General features: G+C 66.2%; 14 protein-coding genes. 3 read left to right on the top strand and 11 right to left on the bottom strand.

The window, feature by feature from the left end:
- The first annotated feature begins 42 nt into the window (after positions 1-42).
- Positions 43-1,524, top strand: coding sequence for a TlpA family protein disulfide reductase (locus tag HHL22_RS05015; protein ID WP_169529849.1), 1,482 nt, complete (start codon positions 43-45; stop codon positions 1,522-1,524).
- Positions 1,525-1,620: 96 nt separating this feature from the next.
- On the opposite strand, the gene HHL22_RS05010 is transcribed toward HHL22_RS05015, so the two are convergent.
- The 10 genes from HHL22_RS05010 to HHL22_RS04965 form a co-directional block, all read right to left on the bottom strand.
- Positions 1,621-2,961, bottom strand: coding sequence for a LysM peptidoglycan-binding domain-containing protein (locus HHL22_RS05010; RefSeq protein WP_169529848.1), 1,341 nt, complete (start codon positions 2,959-2,961; stop codon positions 1,621-1,623).
- Positions 2,962-3,057: 96 nt separating this feature from the next.
- On the bottom strand, positions 3,058-5,994 hold the full coding sequence (locus tag HHL22_RS05005) for an outer membrane beta-barrel protein (protein WP_169529847.1): 2,937 nt from the start codon (positions 5,992-5,994) through the stop codon (positions 3,058-3,060).
- A gap of 47 nt (positions 5,995-6,041) precedes the next feature.
- Entirely contained in the window at positions 6,042-6,686 is a 645-nt protein-coding gene (locus HHL22_RS05000) for an O-methyltransferase (RefSeq protein WP_169529846.1), read from the bottom strand.
- Between the two features lie 107 nt (positions 6,687-6,793).
- The gene (locus HHL22_RS04995; RefSeq protein ID WP_169529845.1) at positions 6,794-7,249 is read right to left on the bottom strand and encodes a YDG/SRA domain-containing protein; all 456 of its coding nucleotides are present in this window, start codon (positions 7,247-7,249) and stop codon (positions 6,794-6,796) included.
- Positions 7,246-8,148 (bottom strand): YDG/SRA domain-containing protein, encoded by a 903-nt coding sequence (locus HHL22_RS04990; RefSeq protein ID WP_169529844.1) that lies wholly within the window; start codon positions 8,146-8,148, stop codon positions 7,246-7,248. Before HHL22_RS04990 ends, HHL22_RS04995 begins: the two co-directional genes overlap by 4 nt.
- Positions 8,141-8,692, bottom strand: coding sequence for a hypothetical protein (locus HHL22_RS04985; RefSeq protein WP_169529843.1), 552 nt, complete (start codon positions 8,690-8,692; stop codon positions 8,141-8,143). Before HHL22_RS04985 ends, HHL22_RS04990 begins: the two co-directional genes overlap by 8 nt.
- A 24-nt stretch (positions 8,693-8,716) precedes the next feature.
- On the bottom strand, positions 8,717-9,952 hold the full coding sequence (locus HHL22_RS04980; RefSeq protein WP_169529842.1) for a M16 family metallopeptidase: 1,236 nt from the start codon (positions 9,950-9,952) through the stop codon (positions 8,717-8,719).
- A gap of 208 nt (positions 9,953-10,160) precedes the next feature.
- On the bottom strand, positions 10,161-12,731 hold the full coding sequence (locus HHL22_RS04975; RefSeq protein ID WP_241737966.1) for a M1 family aminopeptidase: 2,571 nt from the start codon (positions 12,729-12,731) through the stop codon (positions 10,161-10,163).
- 175 nt (positions 12,732-12,906) lie between these two features.
- On the bottom strand, positions 12,907-15,411 hold the full coding sequence (locus HHL22_RS04970; protein ID WP_169529840.1) for an excinuclease ABC subunit UvrA: 2,505 nt from the start codon (positions 15,409-15,411) through the stop codon (positions 12,907-12,909).
- A gap of 53 nt (positions 15,412-15,464) precedes the next feature.
- Positions 15,465-16,541, bottom strand: a complete 1,077-nt coding sequence (locus HHL22_RS04965; RefSeq protein WP_169529839.1) for a glycosyltransferase family 9 protein — start codon at positions 16,539-16,541, stop codon at positions 15,465-15,467.
- Positions 16,542-16,624: 83 nt separating this feature from the next.
- Here HHL22_RS04965 and HHL22_RS04960 point away from each other — a divergent pair, with 83 nt between their 5' ends.
- The gene (locus HHL22_RS04960; RefSeq protein ID WP_169529838.1) at positions 16,625-16,825 is read left to right on the top strand and encodes a hypothetical protein; all 201 of its coding nucleotides are present in this window, start codon (positions 16,625-16,627) and stop codon (positions 16,823-16,825) included.
- Positions 16,822-17,088 (top strand): type II toxin-antitoxin system RelE family toxin, encoded by a 267-nt coding sequence (locus tag HHL22_RS04955; protein ID WP_169529837.1) that lies wholly within the window; start codon positions 16,822-16,824, stop codon positions 17,086-17,088. Before HHL22_RS04960 ends, HHL22_RS04955 begins: the two co-directional genes overlap by 4 nt.
- Positions 17,089-17,179: 91 nt before the next feature.
- Here HHL22_RS04955 and HHL22_RS04950 read toward each other — a convergent pair whose 3' ends face one another.
- A complete protein-coding gene (locus HHL22_RS04950) occupies positions 17,180-18,193 on the bottom strand; it encodes a vWA domain-containing protein (RefSeq protein ID WP_169529836.1) in 1,014 nt (337 codons plus the stop codon).
- Positions 18,194-18,248: the final 55 nt, after the last annotated feature.

The following is an 18,248-nucleotide window of genomic DNA, read 5'->3' as shown; positions in this document are numbered from 1 at the left end:
CTAAGCTCGGCTGTAGTTTATACTCTACCCAACTCAATAGGCATGAGAAACCCGATGCTGGGCCTGGCAGTAATGCTGCTAGCCCACACCGCGATTGCGCAATCTACGACCGGCGCCGAGCTGAGCGGGCGCCTCGACAACGCCCTCGGCGACCCACTGGTGATTAGCTGGCGCGCCCAGCCGCTGGCCATCCGCCAGCAGCAGCGCACGGTGCACCCCGATATGGATGGCAATTTTCGCCTTCGCATTCCGGTGCAGCAGCCCACGCTGGCTCAGCTCACGTTTGGCGATGAGGAAATGGCCGTTTTCTTAGAGCCTGGCGATGACCTTGAGCTGCGCGGCGACGCCATCGAGCTAACCAGCACGGCTAAGTTTGCGGCCGCCGGCGGGGCCTCGCAGCCGGCCGCCGCCGCCAACAACTACCTGGCCGAGCAGGGGCGCCGCTTCACCAACAACGAGGCCTACCAGGTACTGCCCGAAAATATTAAGCTGCTACCCACCGGCTTTCTGTCGTTTCTGAATTACCGGCGCGAGCACGAGGAAACGCTGCTGAAGCAAGCCAGCCGCCGGGGCCATTTTACGCCGGCTTTCGAGAGCTTTGCCCGTACCGACATCGCCTACACCTACGCCGGCGACCGCCTGAGCTACGCCGACCTGCGCGAGCAAACCGTGGATGGCCAGGCGCGCATCGAGCTACCCGCCGACTACTACGATTTTCTGCAGGACGTGAACCTGGTGCCGGGCCAGCAGAGCGCCGCTACCAGCACGCGCTACCAGGATTTTTTGCTTGACTACGTGCACTACCAGGCCCGCACCACGGGCCACCGCCCCACCGACCCTGACTACTTCCTGACGTGCTACCGCCTGGCCGACAAGCTGCTACCCACTGGCCCCATGCGCCCGGTTGTGCTGGGCCGAGTGGTGCGCGAAACCATTGAGCAGGGCCACGTGGCCCATGCCCAGTCTTTGCTCGCAACCTACGCTGCCTCCAACCAGGTGCCCGCCAGTTGGGTGGCCCTGCTGCGCAGCGATTTTGCCGACCACCAGTCGCTGGCCATTGGCAGCCCCGCCCCACCGCTCACGCTGCGCGCAACTGATGGGCGCAAGCTTACGCTGGCTGATTTTAAGGGTAAGCTGGTGTACATTACCTTCTGGGACAGCCGCTTCCCGGCCGGGCAGCGGCTGCTGCCCTTTGCCAAGGAGCTGGTGCAAAACCTGGCTGGCCAGCCCATCGTGGTGGTGATGGCGGCCCTCGATGATGCCCCTACCTACTGGCAGCAATCGGTAGCGGGGGCCACGCCCGGCCTGGGTGGGGTGCAGGCCTACGTGCCGCTGGCTGAGCAGCGCGCCGTGCGGCAGGCGTACAACCTCAACCGCCTGCCCAGCGCCGTGCTCATCGCCGAAGACGGCACCCTGCTCGACTTGCACCCGCGCGACCTCAGCAGCCGCCCCCTGCAAGATGACCTGCGCGCCGCCGTGGGCCGCGCCGCCGCTTATAAGGCCGTGGCGCTCAGTCAGCTGTAGCATTATTGCGTGCGCAAAACAGGGCGGGCCGCGCGGAGCAAGTTACTCCGAGCGGCCCGCCCTGTTTTGCGCAGCAGCCCTAGGGCTGCCGCCTGCTTAGTATAGAGGCACCCGAATGGTTTCGCCCACGCGCAGGGTGGGGGCGGGCCGGTCGTTGTGGGCCAGTAGGTCAGCCACGGTGCAGCGGTAGCGGCGCGCAATGTTGTAGAACGTATCGCCGGTAGCTACTACGTACTGGCCGGCCGAGGGAGCAGGCGGGGCAGTGGGCGGGCTCAGGCGCAGTAGCTGCCCAGCTTGCAGGCTGGCGTTGGCGGGCAGGTGGTTCCAGGCGGCCAGCACGGCGGGGCGCACGCCCTGGCGCCGGGCCAGGCTATACAGCGTTTCGTGCGGCGCCACCAGGTAGAGCGCCGGACTAGCCACTGCTACGGGCGCGGTGGGCCGGGCGGGGACCGGTGGGGCGGCCGGGCGCACTACCACTGGCACCGGGCGGGGCGCGGGGGCAGCGGGCACTACCACCGGCGCGGCAGCCACCACGGGGCGGCCGGCGGGCAGCTCGCGCACGGGCGGGCCGGGCACTTCGGTAGGTAGCTCGGCTGGCGCTGGCACGGGCGCGCTGGCCAGCGGGGCCGCCCCTAGGGGTACTAAAATGGTGTAGGGGCGGCCATCGTCGGGCACGGTGCTGGCTAGCAGCCAGGTGTTTAGCTGGGCTACGGCGGCGGGGTCGGCGCCGAGGGCGGCGGCGTGCTGGGCCAGGGTTTGGCCGGGGGTGGCGGGCACCTCGCGCCAGGGCGTAAAGGGCACGGTGCCCGCCGCCGTGGCGGGCTCGAACACCAGCTTCTGGGCCACGAAGTCGAGCAGGTAGGGGTTGGTATGGGCCGTGAAATTCATCTCGTCGGCGCCGGCGTCGCCGGGGGCGACGTAGGCCAGCGCGCCGGTGGGGCCCAGGTTGTAGCTCAGCAGGGCGTCGGCCCAGTTGCGCAGGTCGGCGTTGTTGCGGGTGAGGTAGCGGGCGGCGGCGCGGGTGCTGGCGGCCAGGTGGCGGCGCTCGTCTACCTGGCTGTTCACGGCCAGGCCCAGCCCTAGGGCCGTTTCGCGCTTTAGCTGCCAGTAGCCCACGGCGCCGTGGTTGCTCTCGGCGTCGCCCACCAGGGCACTTTCTTGCAGCACCAGGTAGCGAAAATCACCCGGCAGGCCTTCCTGCGCCAGCACCTGGTCGATGATGGGGAAGGCGGCCTCGGCCCGCGCCACGCGCTCATCCAGCGAGGGTTGGTGGCGGCACAGGCTGTTGACCTTGGCTTGCACCAGCTGGCGGGCATCCTCGTCGAGGGTTAGGTGCAGGCCCAGGGCGTCGAGGGCGGCGGGCACGGTGGGCGGCGTGGCCGCCCAAACTGGGCGGGTGGCCAGCCCCAGCAGCAAAACCGGGAGCAGGTGCTTCATAGGGTGGTGAGAGGCAGGGTATTGGCAAAAATGGGGGCAGCAAGATAGGTAGAAACGCAGCTAATCCGGGCAAGTTGCCCCCGCCCGCCGCCGGCCCTAGGCCCCCGGAGGGCCGCCAAAGCCCCCGCCGCCGGGGGGCGGCCCCCCGCCAGGAGGAGGACCATCGAAGCCGCCGCGCCCGCGCCGGCCGCCGCCGGGACCTTCGGGCGCTTCGGGCAGGGTCATGTTGGCCGAGCGGATGTTGTAGGTGAACATAAGCATGAAGTAGCGCTGCAGCACGGTGGTCTGCACATCCTCCACATAGGCCACGTTCACGTTGCGCTGGATGGCGCGGTTTTGCTGCAACAGGTCGAAGGCGTAGAGCTGGATTTCGCCGCGCTGCTTGAAGATTTTCTTGCCGATGCTGGCGTTCCAGAGGGCGTAGTTCTGGTTGTAGGCGCTGCTCAGGCCGCGGTAGAGCTGGTGGGCCACGTCGCTCTTGATGGAGATGCCCGGCCCCACTATCCAGCTTAATCTTAAGCGAGTCAACTGGTTGAAGTAGCGGCTATTGAGCTGCGTATTAAGTGTATTATACACGTAGCTCTGCGTCGAGTTGGAGGAGAGCGTGAAGTCCAGCCGCTCGCTGATGTTGCTGCTCAGCGTCAGGCCCCCCGTAAAAGCCGGCGTGCGGGCGTAGTTGAGGCCGAGGTTCACCAGGCCGGGGGTTTGGCTAAAGCTGGCCCCTAGGTTGACGTTGAGGTTCAGCTTCGAGCCGAACAGCGGCTGGCCGTAGCTGCCCAGCGTGCGCAGCGAGTACTGGTCCGAAAGGTTGGTGCTTTGGGTGAGCTGGCCGCCGGCGGGCAGGCGCACGGCCAGGTTGGTGCCCTCGGGCGTCACGGTGGTGTCGCGGGTGCCCAGCAGCGTGCGGTTGGCAATGGGGTTTTGGGTGAACGAGCCCGAGAGCAGGGCGAAGAAATTGCCCTTCTTCTCGGGGTTCGAGCCGCTGTAGCGGGCCACCAGGTTGTGGGCGTACTCCTGGCGCAGGGCCGGGTTGCCGATGGTGAGCTGCAGCGGGTTCGAGTTGTTCACCACGGCCTGCAACTGGTTGATGCTCGGCGCGTTGGTATTGGTGCGGTAGAACACGCGCAGGTTGTGCGTGCGGTCGATGCGGTACATCAGGTTGGCCTGGGGCAGCACGTTCACGAAGGTATAGCGCACGGGCCCGGCCACGGGAAAGGTCTGGTTGCCGCGCAGCTGGGCCACCTGCCCGGTGGCGCCCACCGAAAACTGAAACTGCCGCGTGTTGTAGCGGTAGCTCAGCCCGCCGCCCTGGGTGAGGTAGTAGTTGTCGAACACGTTGCTCAGGGCCGGGTTCAGCGTCTGCTGGTCGTTGCCGCTCAGGTCGTAGGTGTACTTTTCGGAGTTGTTGGGGGCGTAGTTGAGGGTGTAGTTGGCTTGCAGCTGGGCGTGCTGGCCCACGGGCTCGGTGTAGGCCAGGTTGCCCCCTAGGGTGCCGCTGTGCTGGGTAAGGTCGGCGCGCTGGTTGAGGTTGGTGCTGGTGCCCGTGCCGGTGCTGGTGGTGCGCAGCAGGCTGCTGCCGTTGCGGTTGTTGAGCGCGCCCGTGATATCGAGCGAGAGCGTGCGGCCGGCGCGCTTGCCCAGGCGGCGGCGCAGCAGCAGGTCGCCGGCCGGGTTGGCAGCCATGTTGTTGCTGTTATACAGCGTGTTGAGGTTGCTAAGTGCCGCGCCTTCGCTCGATGTAACGCCGGCCAGTACCTGGCTGGCGTTGTTTTGCTGCCACGACACCCTAGGCCGAAATAGCAGCGAGGTAGCCGAGTCAATGCGCTGCTCGAAGCGCAGGTTGGCCCGGTGGTTCTGGTTGATGCTGTTCGAGGCCGAGTTCTCCTGGTAGAGCGTGCCGTTGACGAACTGCCGGTTGGTGGTGCTGTTGAGCTGGTTGTTGGAGCGGTTGAAGAAGTAGCTGCCCGTCAGCTCGGTATGCTTGTTGTTCCACGAGTTGGAGTAGTTGAGCCCCGCCGCGTTGGTGGTGCTGATGCCCCCGTTCTGGCTGGTCAGGAAGTCGCCGGGGTTCGAGCCGCTGCCCCCGCCACCGCCGGCCCCGCCGCGGCCGCCGCCGCGCCCCCCGCCACCACCGCCCCCCGAGTTGCCAATGACGCCCAGCAGGTCGTCGGGCGAGAAATTCTGCTCATTCACGTTGTTGCTCTGGGCCAGCACCGTGGTGCGCCGGTTGTCGTGGAAGTCGTTGAGGTTCAGGCTGGCCTTGTAGCGGGTGCCGCTGCCGGTGCCGCCGCCGTCGGGCCCCGCGCCGGCCACCGCCCGTCCAAACTGCCCGTTGCGGAACTGCGGCTTGGTAATGATATTCAGCGTTTTCTGGGTATTGCCGTCGTTGAAGCCCGAGAAGCGGCTCTGCTCGCTCATCTGGTCGAAAATCTCCACCTTGTCGATGGCCTCGGCGGGCAGGTTTTTGAGCACCGCGTCGGGGTCGGTCCCAAAGAAGGGCTTGCCATCCACGAGCACCTGCTGCACCTGCTCGCCCTGGGCCTGGGTCTTGCCCTGGGCATCTACCTGAATGCCGGGCATCTTGCCGATGAGGTCGCCCGCCGTGGCGTCGGGGTTGACTTTGAAGGCCTTAGCATTGATGCTGGTGGTGTCGCCGCGCTGGGTTTGCTGCACGGCTTGGCCGGTCACGACCACCGTTTTCAGGGCCACGCCGCCCACGTTCAGGCGCACGGCCCCTAGGTCGAGGGGCGCACCGCCGGTAGGCACCGTCACGGGCTGGCGCTGGTCCTGGTAGCCGATGAACGAAGCCTGAAATAAGTAGCGGCCGGGCGCCACGCCGCTTATCTCGAAGCTGCCGTCGGTGCCCACGGCCGTGCCCGTCTTCACCGAGTCGGGTAGGTGGATGAGCACCGCGTTGGCCCCGATAAGCGGCGATTGGTCTTTGGCATCGAGCACCTTGCCGCGCACCGCGCTTTGGGCAAAAGCGCTAAAGGTCAAGAGCCAACCTAGGCCGGCAAGGAGTAAGAAACGCATGTTCGGGGTAGGTAAGTAGGCGTTAGGCAGTCTGGTAGGTAATCGCCTCAGACGCGGCGCAGCAGCAGCAGGCCGTCGCGCACGGGCAGCAGCAGCGGCACCACCCTAGGGTCGTGGCGCACCTGCTCGTTAAAGGCGATTACGGCGCGGGTATCGTGGTCGTTGGCTTTGAGCGGGTAGCCGGGCAGCACCTTGCCGCCCCACAGCACGTTATCGACGATGAGCAACCCGCCGGGACGCACCTGGTTGATTACAAGCTCAAAGTACCGGCCGTTATTGACCTTATCGGCATCGATAAAGACTAAGTCCCACACTTCACCGACCAACCCGGCTAGAATGCCGCCCGCGTCGCCCAGGTGCAGCTGCACGCGCCCTTCCAGGCCGGCCGCCGCCACATAGCGCCGGATGCGGCTCGCGCGCTCGGGGTTGATTTCGATAGTATGCAGCTGCCCGTCGGGGGCCAGCCCCTCGGCCAGGCACAAGGTAGCGTAGCCGGTGAAAGTGCCAATTTCGAGCACGCGCCGCGGCTGCAGCAGGTGCGAAAACATGCTCAGCAGGCGGCCCTGCCAGTGGCCGGTGGCCATGCGCGGCATCAGCAGCTGCAGGTGGGTTTCGCGCCAGAGCTGGTGCAGTAGCGGCGGCTCGGGCTCGGAGTAGCGGTCGGCGTAGGCCTGGGTTAGGTCGGCGGGCATGGCGGGCAAATGGATGCAAAGGTGCACCCTAGGGATGCCTGGCGCAGTAGCGTGGACTTGCAGCCCGCAAGTAAGAGCCGCTGAAAACGCGCGGGCTGCAGTCCGCGCTACCCGCGCCACGGCTCCAGCCGAAACCGGAATACCTGGAAGCCCGAGCGGCCCGGCCCGTAGGTGTGCGCCACCACGCGCCACAGCCCCTCGTAGCGGAACTGCCGCTCGCCAGCGGGCGCGATGCGCCAGAACACGCGCACCGGCTGGCCCGTCTGCTCGCTGCGCACAAGGCCTTGGTTGCGGTAATCGCTAGGGTCTTGGTCGGTTATCTGGCGGCCGGTTTTGGCGTCGCGCCCGCCGCTGCCCGCGTACCAGAAGTAGTCGTCGTGGTACTCATCGTCCTCGTAAGCCTCGGCCAGCACAATGCTCTCGGCCCCTAGGGCCGCCGTGGCTGCCACGCCCGCCCGCCGCGGCCGGTGCTGCCCGAGTAGCGATAGCTCCAGCCGCGAGTGGAACAAGTCGCCCGGCTGGGCCGTGCCCACGTGGCCGAAGCGGGGAGCTGGTGGCTTCACAGCTGGGGCTCGTAGAAGCGGGTGCGGTGGTAGGCCAGAAACTCCGGCCCTATGGGGTGCCGGGGGGCCACCAGCAGCCGGCCGGGCAGGCCCAGCAGCTCGCCGCTGTCGGCCACGGCGAAGCTGCCGTAGTCGAACAGCACGTGGTGGTTGGGGCAGAGGCAGAGCACGTTGGCCAGCACGTCGGGGCCGTGGTGGGGGGCGCCCAGGGGCTGCACGTGGGCGGCCTCGGCGTAGGGGCCGGCTGGGCTGCTCAGGCGCGTCTGGCACACCTGGCAGTGGTAGTCGTAGAGGGTTTTCACCTGCCGGGTCACGGCCGTGTCGCGCACCAGGCGCAGTACCGAGGCTGCCCGGCGCGGGGCTGGCCCGTAGCCGGCGGCCGGCGCCTGCACCAGCCCTAGGGGGGTGGGCTGGCTGGTAGCCGGCCCGGCTGCCGAGCTTTCGGCCAGCTCGGGCAGCGCCTCCAGCTGAAAGCGCCACACCCGATGCCCCGAGCGGCCCGACTCGGCCCAGTAGCGCACGATGCGGTAGAGGCCGGCGTAGCGGTAGAAGCTGCGGCTGCCCTCTGTGACTTTGCGCGTGACGCGCACGGGCAGGCCCAGCAGCACGTTGCGGGCCAGCTCCGCGTTGGCGCCGGTCAGGGTCTGGTCGGCTATCTGCTGCTGGCTCTCGGCGCTGCGCCCGCCCCGGCCGGTGTAGAGGATGGTGTCGCCCAGGTCCTCGTCGTCCTCGTAGCCGCCGCTCAGCACGATGCTCTCGGCCCCCTCGCCCTGACGAGCGCTGATGCCGGCCTGCGTCTGGCGGTGCACGCCCGCGCCCCACAACTCCAGCCGCGAGGCAAACTCGTGGCCGGGCCGGATGCCGGGGACGGGGCCGAACATGGCAGTCGATTTAGCCATTGAAAGAGGACGTGGGGCCCTCGTCGGCCGCGTCAAGCTGCCCGCTGTTGCGAGCAAGCACCGGGGGCATATTGAAGGTAACGGGAATATTAAATGGCGCGCCCAACAGATTGGTGCCGCCCAGAAAATCATTGTCCGTAATCACCACGGCGCTTTCATACCAACAATCAAAGAAATTGACGAAGCTAGCAAACCGACTATTTGTAATGCGTACCGGATTACCCAGCTGGTTGTGCCCTCCCGCCTGAAAATCCAGGTAGCTATCGAAGTAACAAGCGTCCACAATCAAACCGCCCAGAAAGTAGCTGAACGTAAACTGGCACTGCTGGAATCGGCAGTTGCGCAGTTCAACGCCCTTGCTGAAGCTGGTACATGGGCAGTAGAAGCGCTCGACCACGCAATTCTCCAAAACTACCTGCTGCTCCCAAGTTTCGCCAGGAGCAAGCGCCAGCTCGCCGCTGATGTAGCAGTCGGTTAGCGGCTGTCCAGTCTGCAATAGGGCAACGGCTTCTTCGGCAATCAGGCGACGAGTGGGCGTGTACATGCTACTGACCTACTACGCGAGCCGCTACTTCTCCGGCACGTATTGCAGGATGCTCAGGTTGTCCTCACTCAGCACGTCGTTGGCCATCTCGCGCAGCTGGCCGGCGGTGGTGCGCTCAATGCGGCCAAAAATCTCCGAGAGCGGCTCCACGCGGCCCAGGTCGAGGGTGCTCTTGCCCAGCAGCTGCATCAGGCCCGAGTTGCTTTCCTCGCTCATGGCCAGCTGGCCCATCAGCTGGTTTTTGGCTACGTGCAGCTGGCTGGTGGTCAGCTCCTTGTCGCGCAGCAGCTTCAGCTCCTTCTGCACCAGCCCTAGGGTGCGGTTCAGCTGCTTGGCCTCGGTGCCGAAGTAGATGCCGAACAAACCCGTGTCGGTGTAGGGCGAGTAGCTGCTGTCGATGGTGTAGACCAGGCCGTACTTCTCGCGCACGGCCAGGTTAAGGCGCGAGTTCATGCCGGGGCCGCCTAGAATGTTGTTGAGCATGAAAAACGGCACCCGGCGCTCGTCGGAGAGGGCGTAGGCCGGGCCGCCCACCAAGGCGTGCGCCTGCTGAATGGGGCGGTGCTCGGTGTGGTCGCGGCGCTGGTAGCCGGCGAAGGGCAGCCGCTCGTGCAACCCCAGCCGGGCCGGCAGCGGCGCCAGAAAGCGGTCGGCCAGCCGCTTCACCTCCTTAAACGGCAGGTTGCTGACCGAGCTGAACACCAGCCGGTCGGTGCGCACGTTCTCGTTGTAGAAGGCGTGGAAGTCCGCGCTTTGGAAGCCACCCACGCTCTCGCGGGTGCCCAGAATGTTGATGCCCAGGGGGTGCTGCCCGTACACCACGGCGTCGAAGTCGTCGATGATAGCGTCCTCGGGCGCGTCCTGGTACATGCTCATCTCCTCCAGAATTACGCCGCGCTCCTTTTCCACCTCGCGCTCCGGAAATACCGAGTTGAAGGTCAGGTCGGTGAGCAGCTCGAAGGCGCGCTCGAAGTGGGTGCTGAGCAGCGTGGCGTAGAAGCAGATTTTCTCCTTGGTGGTGTAGGCGTTCAGCTCACCGCCCACGGTTTCGAGGCGGTTGAGGATGTGAAACGACTTGCGCTTGTGGGTGCCCTTGAAGGCCATGTGCTCCCAAAAGTGGGCCAGGCCCTGCTGGTGCGTGCGCTCGTCGCGCGAGCCAATATCCAGTAAAAAACCGCAGTGGGCAATCTTGGTGTGCGGCACCTCCTTGTGTAAAAGCCGGATGCCGTTGGGGTACTCGAATTGATGATAATCAGCCATTGCAGCTATAACAAAATCTGGGCGCAAAGTTCGCCCGAAAGCCCGCGCCATTTGTCGAGGCGCGCTTAGTGGAGAGAATAGTAGCAAAAACGGTCATTCCGAGCTTGCCGAGGAATCTCGCTCGCGCCGCCTATGGGTCGTTGTGGCGATTACTTAAACGGCGCAAGCGAGATTCCTCGGCAAGCTCGGAATGACCGCCTATTATACGCTATTTCACCAGCTTCTCCGCCCGAAACAAGTCGTCGGCCGCTTGCAAAATCTTGCCCCGCAGCTGCGGGTTGTAGGTTTTGTGGGTGGCCAGGAAGTCGCGCACCACCTGGGCGGCGGCCGGCGACTGGTAGGGCCCTAGGGTGGCTTGCAGCCAGGCGGCGGGAAAAAAGATGTCGCCCGTCAGCTGGATTTCCTGCAGCAGCGCCAGGCTCTGGGGTAGGTATTTTTCGGAGGTGGCCTGGCGCAGTGGGTGGTGCAGGTAGCCCAGGGCCGAGGTCACCCAGGCTTCCTTCTCGCGGTTTTTCTCCTGCGCCAGCCCGGCGAAAAACTTGTCGCGCACGGCTACGTCGGGCGAGAGGGCGGGCATGAGGTACTCCAGGCGGGCGCGGCGGTCGGGGTTCTTCACGCGCGCTAGCTGCTGGGGTAAAATAGGCTGCGGGGCGGGGTAGTCGTGCACGGCCAGCGCCAGGGCCAGGCTGGTGTAGTCGTCCTCGGTCAGCTTCACTTGGGCCGGGGCCTGCTGGGTGTGCCACACCTCATAGAGGCGCCCTAGGGCCGCCGGGGTAAGCGCCACGCGCTGGTAGGCCTGGAAAAACAGCTTCTGCGCGCCCGGCGTGGCTGCCGCCTGCAGGGCCTGCCACAGCGCCGCCTCCACGGCCGGGGCCTGCGCCGCGCGCTCGGCGGGCGTGAGGAACTGCCAGTAGATGGCGCTGAGCTGGTTGGTTAGCAGCTTGATATTCAGCTCGGCATCTTCGTGGGGTAGCTGCGTTGCGTAGGCTGCCAGCAGCTGCCGGGGCGTATTATCTGCACCGCGCAGCATGTTCTCATAGAGGCTGATGTAGAGCGCGGCCCGCTGGCTGGGTTGGCCCCGCAGCCAGCCCTCGGCGGTGAAGGCGGGCAGCTGCTGCGCCAGCCCGGCCGATACCGAAAACAAGCCGTACCCCAGTCCATCGGCGTTCAGCACCACGTAGGCCGGGGCGGGCACGCCCACGGCCCACGGCAGCGGCGTAGCGCTGCCCTCGTCATGAACAGTACCCCGCGCCAGCACCTGCCCGGTGGCCGATAGCAGCACTGCCGAGTAGCGCTGGGGCAGTGGCTTCGAGCCGTTCTCTGAAAACTGCGCAACCGTTAACTCAGTAACCTTGCCGCCGGCCGTTTTTAGGGAATAATCCACTACCGGCCGGCCGGGCTCGTTCACCCACACCTGGTTCCAGGCGGCGAGGTCGGCGGGCGTGTGGGCATCCAAAATCGTGATGAGGTCGGGCCAGCTGGCGTTGCCGCCTGCGTACTTGGCCAGGTACTCGCGCACGCCGGCCCGGAAGTTTTCCTCGCCCATCAGCGTTTCCAGCTGGTGCATCATAATGGGCGCCTTGTGGTAGATGATATTGCCGTAGAGCGAGCCAGCATCCTGCAGGTTGTTAAGCGGTTGCCGGATAGGGTTGGCCCCTAGGGTCCGGTCCACGGCGTAGGCAGCGGGGTAGTGGTCGGTGAGGAACTTGAGCAGCTGGCCCTCAGCGTCTTCGGTGCCGGCGCTCAGCTTGTCGGCCATGAAGTTGGCGAATACCTCCTTCATCCACACGTCGTTAAACCAGCGCATCGTCACCAGGTCGCCAAACCACATGTGGGCCGTTTCGTGGCCGATGAGGTTTTGGCGGGCCACCAGCTGGTCTTTGGTGGCGCCCTGGTCCAGAAACAGGCTGCTGGCCTTGTAGTCGATGGCCCCCACGTGCTCCATACCGCCGTACTGAAAGTCGGGAATGGCCGCGAAATCAAGCTTTTGAAACGGGAATTTCAGGCCCGTATACTCCTCCATAAAAGCCAGCGCCCGACCGTGGGTTTCGAAAATAACGGGCGTGCTCAGGCGAATCTTGGCCGAGTCGGTTTCGCGGTGCAGCAGGGCCATGGTGCGGCCCCGCACCGGCTCGAAGGTGTGGGTAAACTTGCCGGCCACGAACGAGAACAGGTAGGTGCTCAGCGTATCGGAGGGCCGGAACTGCATGGTTTTGGTGAGGTCGCGCTCGATGTGGCCGGCGGGCTTGGCGTTGGCCAGCACCTGCCAGGCACGGGGCACGGTAAGCGTGAGCGTGAAGCTGGCCTTGAGGTCGGGCTGGTCGAAGCAGGGAAACACCGTGCGGGTGCGGTCGGGCACGAGCAGGGTGTAGAGGTAATCGGCGTTGCGGTTGAGCGACTGCTCGCCCAGGCGCAGCTGCAGGCGCACCACGTTGTCGCCCACCCGTAAGACCTTGGCCGGCAGCAGCAGGTGCTCGGCCCGGTGCTCGATGGGCACCGGCTGGCCGTTGAGGTTGAGGCTGTAGAGGTAGCCGGCCGGCGCCTTAAAATCGAGCTGCACCGGCTCGCGGGCGTCGCGTAGCCGGAAGCTCACGATTTCGCGGCCCACGATGGCCGAGTCCTGCTGCGCGGGCACCGTAACGTCCAGCTCGTAGCCCACCCGGCTGATGCGCGCCTTACGGGCCTCGGCCAGCGCCCGCGACACGCCGGGCACCACCGGCACGGGGCCGGGCGCGGGCCTAGGGGTAAGCAGGGCGGCGAGGAGAAGTGCAGGTAGCATAGGATTAAGTGGTAATGGGCCGCCCTCCGCGGGCGACCCCATCCCCGGCCCTTCCCCGAAAGGGAGGGGAGCCGGACGATTACCGCCTAGGGCCGCAGTGGCTCCCCTCCCATTCGGGGAGGGGCCGGGGGTGGGGTCGCCCGCGGAGGGCGATACCCTAGCAAATGTAGCTCGGCTATTCGCTCAGATAAGCCCGCAGATATTTCGCCAGCGCGCTTTTTTTGCTGCTGGCTACGGCGGCGGGCGGGCCGGCCACCACCACGCGGCCGCCCTCGTCGCCGGCGCCGGGACCGATGTCGAGCACCCAGTCGGCGGCGGCAATGACGGGCAGGTTGTGCTCGACCACGACCACCGAGTGGCCGGCCGCCACCAGGGCGCGCAGCTGCGTTAGCAGGCGCTCGACGTCGGCAGGGTGCAGGCCGGTGGTGGGCTCGTCGAGCACGTAGAGGGTGTGGCCGCGGGCGGCGCGCTGCAGCTCGGTGGCCAGCTTCACGCGCTGGGCCTCGCCGCCGCTCAGCTCGGTGGCAGGCTGGCCCAGGCGCAGGTACCCTAGGCCCACTTCGCGCAGCATGGTGAGGGCGCGGCGCACGGGCAGTTCGTCGGCAAAAAACTCCCAGGCCGCGTCCACCGTCAGGTCGAGCACCTGGGCGATGTTTTTCTCGCGGTAAGTGATTTCCAGCGTCTTAGGGTTGTAGCGGGTGCCGTGGCAAACGGGGCAGGGGGCGTACACGCTGGGTAGAAACAGCAGCTCTACCATCACCTGGCCCTCGCCCTGGCAGTGGGGGCAGCGGCCCTTAGCCACGTTGAAGGAGAAGCGGCCGGCGTCGTAGCGGCGCTGCCGGGCCAGTGGCGTGCTGGCAAACAGCGCTCGTACCGGGTCGAACAGCCCGGTATAGGTGGCCAGGTTGGAGCGCGGCGTGCGGCCAATGGGCTTCTGGTCTACTTGCACCAGCCGGCTGATGTCGCCGAGGCCGCCCGCGAGGTAGCCGCCGGTGGCTTCGGGGGCAGGCTGCTCCAGCGGGTCGGCCTCGTCGGCTTCGGGCAGCTGCTGGCCTAGGGCGTCGAGCACCAGCTCCACCAGCACCTGGCTGATGAGCGTGCTCTTGCCCGAGCCCGACACGCCCGTGACGGCCGTGAGCACGCCCAGCGGCACGTCCACGTCGAGGCCGCGGAGGTTGTGGCGGCTCACCTCGCGCAGCTGCAGGTAGCCGGCGGGTGGGTGCGGGGTGGGCTGGGCGGGTGGCTCGGCCGCAAACAAGTAGCGCCGGGTGGCCGACTCGGGCACGTCTTGCAAGCCTGCGGGCGGCCCGCTGTAGAGGATGCGCCCGCCGTGCACGCCGGCGGCCGGGCCCACGTCCACGAGCCAGTCGGCGCAGCGCACCACGTCGAGGTTGTGCTCCACCACAAACAGCGAGTTGCCGGCCGCTTTCAGGCCGTCGAGGGCCCGCAACAGGGCCTCGGTGTCGGCCGGGTGCAGGCCGGCCGAGGGCTCGTCGAGCACGTACACCACCCCGAATAGGTTGGAATAGAGCTGGGTAGCTAGCCGCAGGCGCTGCAGCTCGCCCGGCGAGAGAGTGGGCGTGCTGCGCTCCAGGTCGAGGTAGCCCAGGCCCAGCTCCAGCAGCACCGCCAGGCGGGCCACCAGGTCGGCGGCAATGCGCTGGGTCACAATGGCTTTTTCGGGCGCCTCGGCGTCGGTGGGCGCCCCTAGGGTGGCTTTAGCGGCGAAGGGCTGCAATAAGTCGGAGAGGCGCTTGAGGGGCAGGCGCTGCATTTCGGTGATGTCGAGGCCGGCGAACTTTACCCCTAGGGCCGCTTGCTGCAGGCGCTTGCCGTGGCAGGTGGGGCACTCGGTGCTGAGCAGAAACTGGGCTACCCGCTTCTTCATCAGCGCGCTCTGCGTGGTGGCAAAGGTGTGCAGCACGTAGCGCCGCACGCCCGTGAAGGTGCCCATGTAGTTGGGCGGCTCGCGGCGCTTGATGGCCCGCTGGGTTTCCTCGGGCGAGTAGCCAGGGTACACTGGCACCTGCGGCTGCTCGTCGGTGAAGAGTATCCAGTCGCGCGTTTTTTGGGGTAAGTTCTGCCAGGGTACGTCCACGTCGTAGCCCAGGCTCACCAGGATGTCGCGCTGATTTTGGCCGCCCCAGGCCTGGGGCCAAGCCTCGATGGCCCGCTCGCGGATGGTGCGCGTGGGGTCGGGCACCATGCTGGCTTCGGTGGCCTCGTACACCCGGCCCAGGCCGTGGCAGGTGGGGCAGGCGCCCTCGGGCGTGTTGGGCGAGAAGCCCTCGGCGTACACAATGCCTTGGCCCCTAGGGTAGTCGCCGGCCCGCGAGTACAGCATCCGCAGCAGGTTGGCCAGGGTCGTGACGCTGCCCACCGACGAGCGGGTGCTGGCCGCGCCGCGCTGCTGCTGCAGGGCCACGGCCGGCGGCAGACCCTCGATGCTGTCCACCTCGGGCACGCTCATCTGGTTGAATAGCCGCCGGGCGTAGGGCGACACCGATTCGAGGTAGCGGCGCTGGGCCTCGGCGTAGAGCGTGCCAAAGGCCAGGCTGCTCTTACCCGAGCCCGAAATGCCGGTGAACACCACCAGCGCGTCGCGGGGAATATCGACGTCAATATTTTGCAGGTTGTGCTCGCGGGCACCCCGCACCTGCACGAAGTTGTTTTTAGCCATGTGCGGGGCATACGTTTTTGCCGGGCGGCGCGGACGACGGTTCCCGCAGAGGTTTACGCAGAGGTACGCAGAGCGCGGGCGTCCGCGAACGCCGCTAGCAGCTGCATGGTGTCAATCTCCAACGCGCAGCGGAAATGCCCCAGGGGGCAGCGGGCGTGGCCGTGCAGGCCGCAGGGCCGGCAGGTCAGGCCGGGGGCGTGCTGCACGAGGCGCGAAAATGTGCTCAGCGGCCCAAACCCAAACGCGGGCACTGTGGAGCAAAATATGGCGCACACCGGCGCATCCACGGCCGAGCACAAATGCAGCGGCGCCGAGTCGTTGACGTAATTCAGCACCGCCCCGCGCAGCAGCGCCGCCGAGGCCAGCAAATTCAGCCGGCCCGCCAGGTTCACCAGCCCTGGCCGGTTGGCGGCGGCGGCCAGGCGCTCGCAGGCGGCCGCGTCGGGCGGGCCGCCCAGCACGTACACCGGCAGCCCAGCCGGCAGCGCCGCCAGCAGCTCCAGCCACTTGGCCTCGGGGTACTGCTTGGTAAACCACACCGACGTAGGCGCCAGGCACACGTACTCGCCCACAGCGGCGTAGGGCTCGGCCGCTGCCTCATCGGCTGGGGTGGGGTAGAGGTGGGGCCGAGGCAGGTTTGTATGCACGGCCACGTAGGGCGCCTCCTGGCCCGGCGGGACGCTTGCCGGCCCTAGGGCATCCTCACCCAGCAGCGCCAGGTTGCGTTGCACCTCGTGCGTGCCGTCGCCGATGACGTGCGGCACCCGGCTCGTGAAAAACCGGCTGAACGGGTTTTCGGCAAATCCCACCCGCTCAGGCGCCCCCGAAAACGCCGTGAGGAACCCCGTGCTGGCAAAGCGCTGCAAGTTGATGACGCGCCCGTAGCGCGCCCGCCGAATCTGGCCGAGCAGCCGCAGCAGGTTAGGGTATTTCCGGGTTTTCTTATCCCAGATAAGCACCTGCCGAATGTGCGGGTTGCCCGCCAGCAGCCCCTCGTTGCCGCGCCGCACCAGCACATCCAGCGGCGCTTCAGGCGCAGTGCGGGCCAGCTCCTCCACCAGCGCCGTGGCCAGGATTACATCGCCAATAAAGGCGGTTTGGATGAGGAGGATGGGGCTAAGGGGAGGCATAACAGGCTGCAAAGGTAGAGGGCACTAAAAAAGGGCTATGCGGCTTGTGGTATCTTTGGCTGCTAGCCTAGCCCTGCCTGCCCATGGATTCTTTGCTCATTACGCCCGCCTCGGCTGCCGACCTCAAACTAGTGGCCGCTTTGTTGAAAAAAATGAATATTGCGGCCAAGGTGCTCTCCGATGAGGAGAAAGAGGACCTTGGCTTAGCCATGCTCATCCGCGAAGCGGCCGGCGCGCCCTCCGTATCGCGCGCCGCCGTGATGCGTAAGCTGGGTCAGGTGTGAAGACGACTTTTAATCGCTACTTCCTCAAAGACTTAGGCAAGCTAACCTCTGCCGCTGTTAAAGCAGAAGTGGCCGGCGTAATCATTGCCGTTGAACAAGCCACGAGCCTAGCGGCCATCGCCAACCTGAAAAAGCTCAAGGGATATAAAACTGCCTATCGCATCCGCGTCGGTGATTTTCGCATTGGGCTGGTGGTAGAAAACGGCAACGTCGAATTTGTGCGCATAGCCAACCGCAAGGATATCTATAAGCTATTTCCCTAGCCGAGCCAAGCCAGTAAATAATAATTTCGCTGCCAGCATCGCGTCGCCGAAGAGCGGTTCGACTGAGTTGAGCAGGAGAAATGATGCCTTTTCAATCCTCCAGCACGTTGCTCATAAACGTGCTTTTCAGTGCCAGCCATAAGAACCAGAAGAATATCCCTAGGCCCAGGTAGGGGCGGTAGAAATCCTGCACGCTGCGGTAGCGCTGGGTGCGGATGTCGGATTTTTCGAGGCGGTTGATGGCGGCGAATACTTCGCCTAGCGCCGCGTTGTCGGTGGCGCGGAAGAAGCGGCCGTCCGTCGCTTGCGCTAATTGCCGCATGGTTGTTTCGTCGAGGCGGGTTTCCACGTAGCGGGTTTTGCCGGTGGTGCTGTCGCGGCCGAAGGGCACGAAGCCATCCTGCCCCAGCCCGATGGTGTAGAGCCGGATGCCGTAGGCGTGGGCCAGCTGGGCGGCCAGCAGCGGGTCGAGGCTGCCGGCGTTGCTTTCGCCATCCGAGAGCAACAGGCATACCTTGGAGCTAGCCCGCGAGTCGCGCAGGCGGTTGATAGCGGTGCCAATAGCGGTACCGATGGCCGTGCCATCGTCGGCGATGAGGCCGGGGCGCAGGCTGGCCAGGTTGTCGAGCAGCAGGTCGTAATCGGTGGTGAGGGGCGTGAGCGAGTAGGCCTGCCCGGCGAAGGCCACCAGCCCCAGGCGGTCGCCGGTGCGGCCCAGCACGAAGCGGCGGGCCAGGCGCTTGGCGGCGGCCAGGCGGGTGGGCTTCAGGTCCTCCAGCTCCATGCTGCCGCTCACGTCGAGGGCCAGCACGATGTCGATGCCGCGCCCGGTTTGGGTGAGGTGCTCGTCGGCGCGCTGAGGGCGGGCGGCGGCCAGCACCAGCAGCGCCAGGCTAGCGCTCAGCACGATGGGTGGCACGAAGCGCAGCAGCGCCCGCCAGTTACTGCGCAGCCCGCCCGGCCCTAGGGCCACCACCACTTGCCGCCGCCGGCGGGCCAGCAGCGCCCGCAGTAGCGGCAGCAGCGGCACCAGCGCCAGCAGCAGCAGCAGGCGCGGGTGCGCCCACTCGTAGCCCGAGAGCGTGGCGTAGGAAAATAAATTCATGCGGGAAAGCAGCGAAACGCACAAATTAACAGTACAACGGCGGGGTACCCGCCGA

The organism is Hymenobacter polaris (genome assembly GCF_012927305.1).
Classification (GTDB): domain Bacteria; phylum Bacteroidota; class Bacteroidia; order Cytophagales; family Hymenobacteraceae; genus Hymenobacter; species Hymenobacter polaris.
Note: the sequence above shows the minus strand (reverse complement) of the source record. Positions and strands in the feature narration are given on the sequence as shown.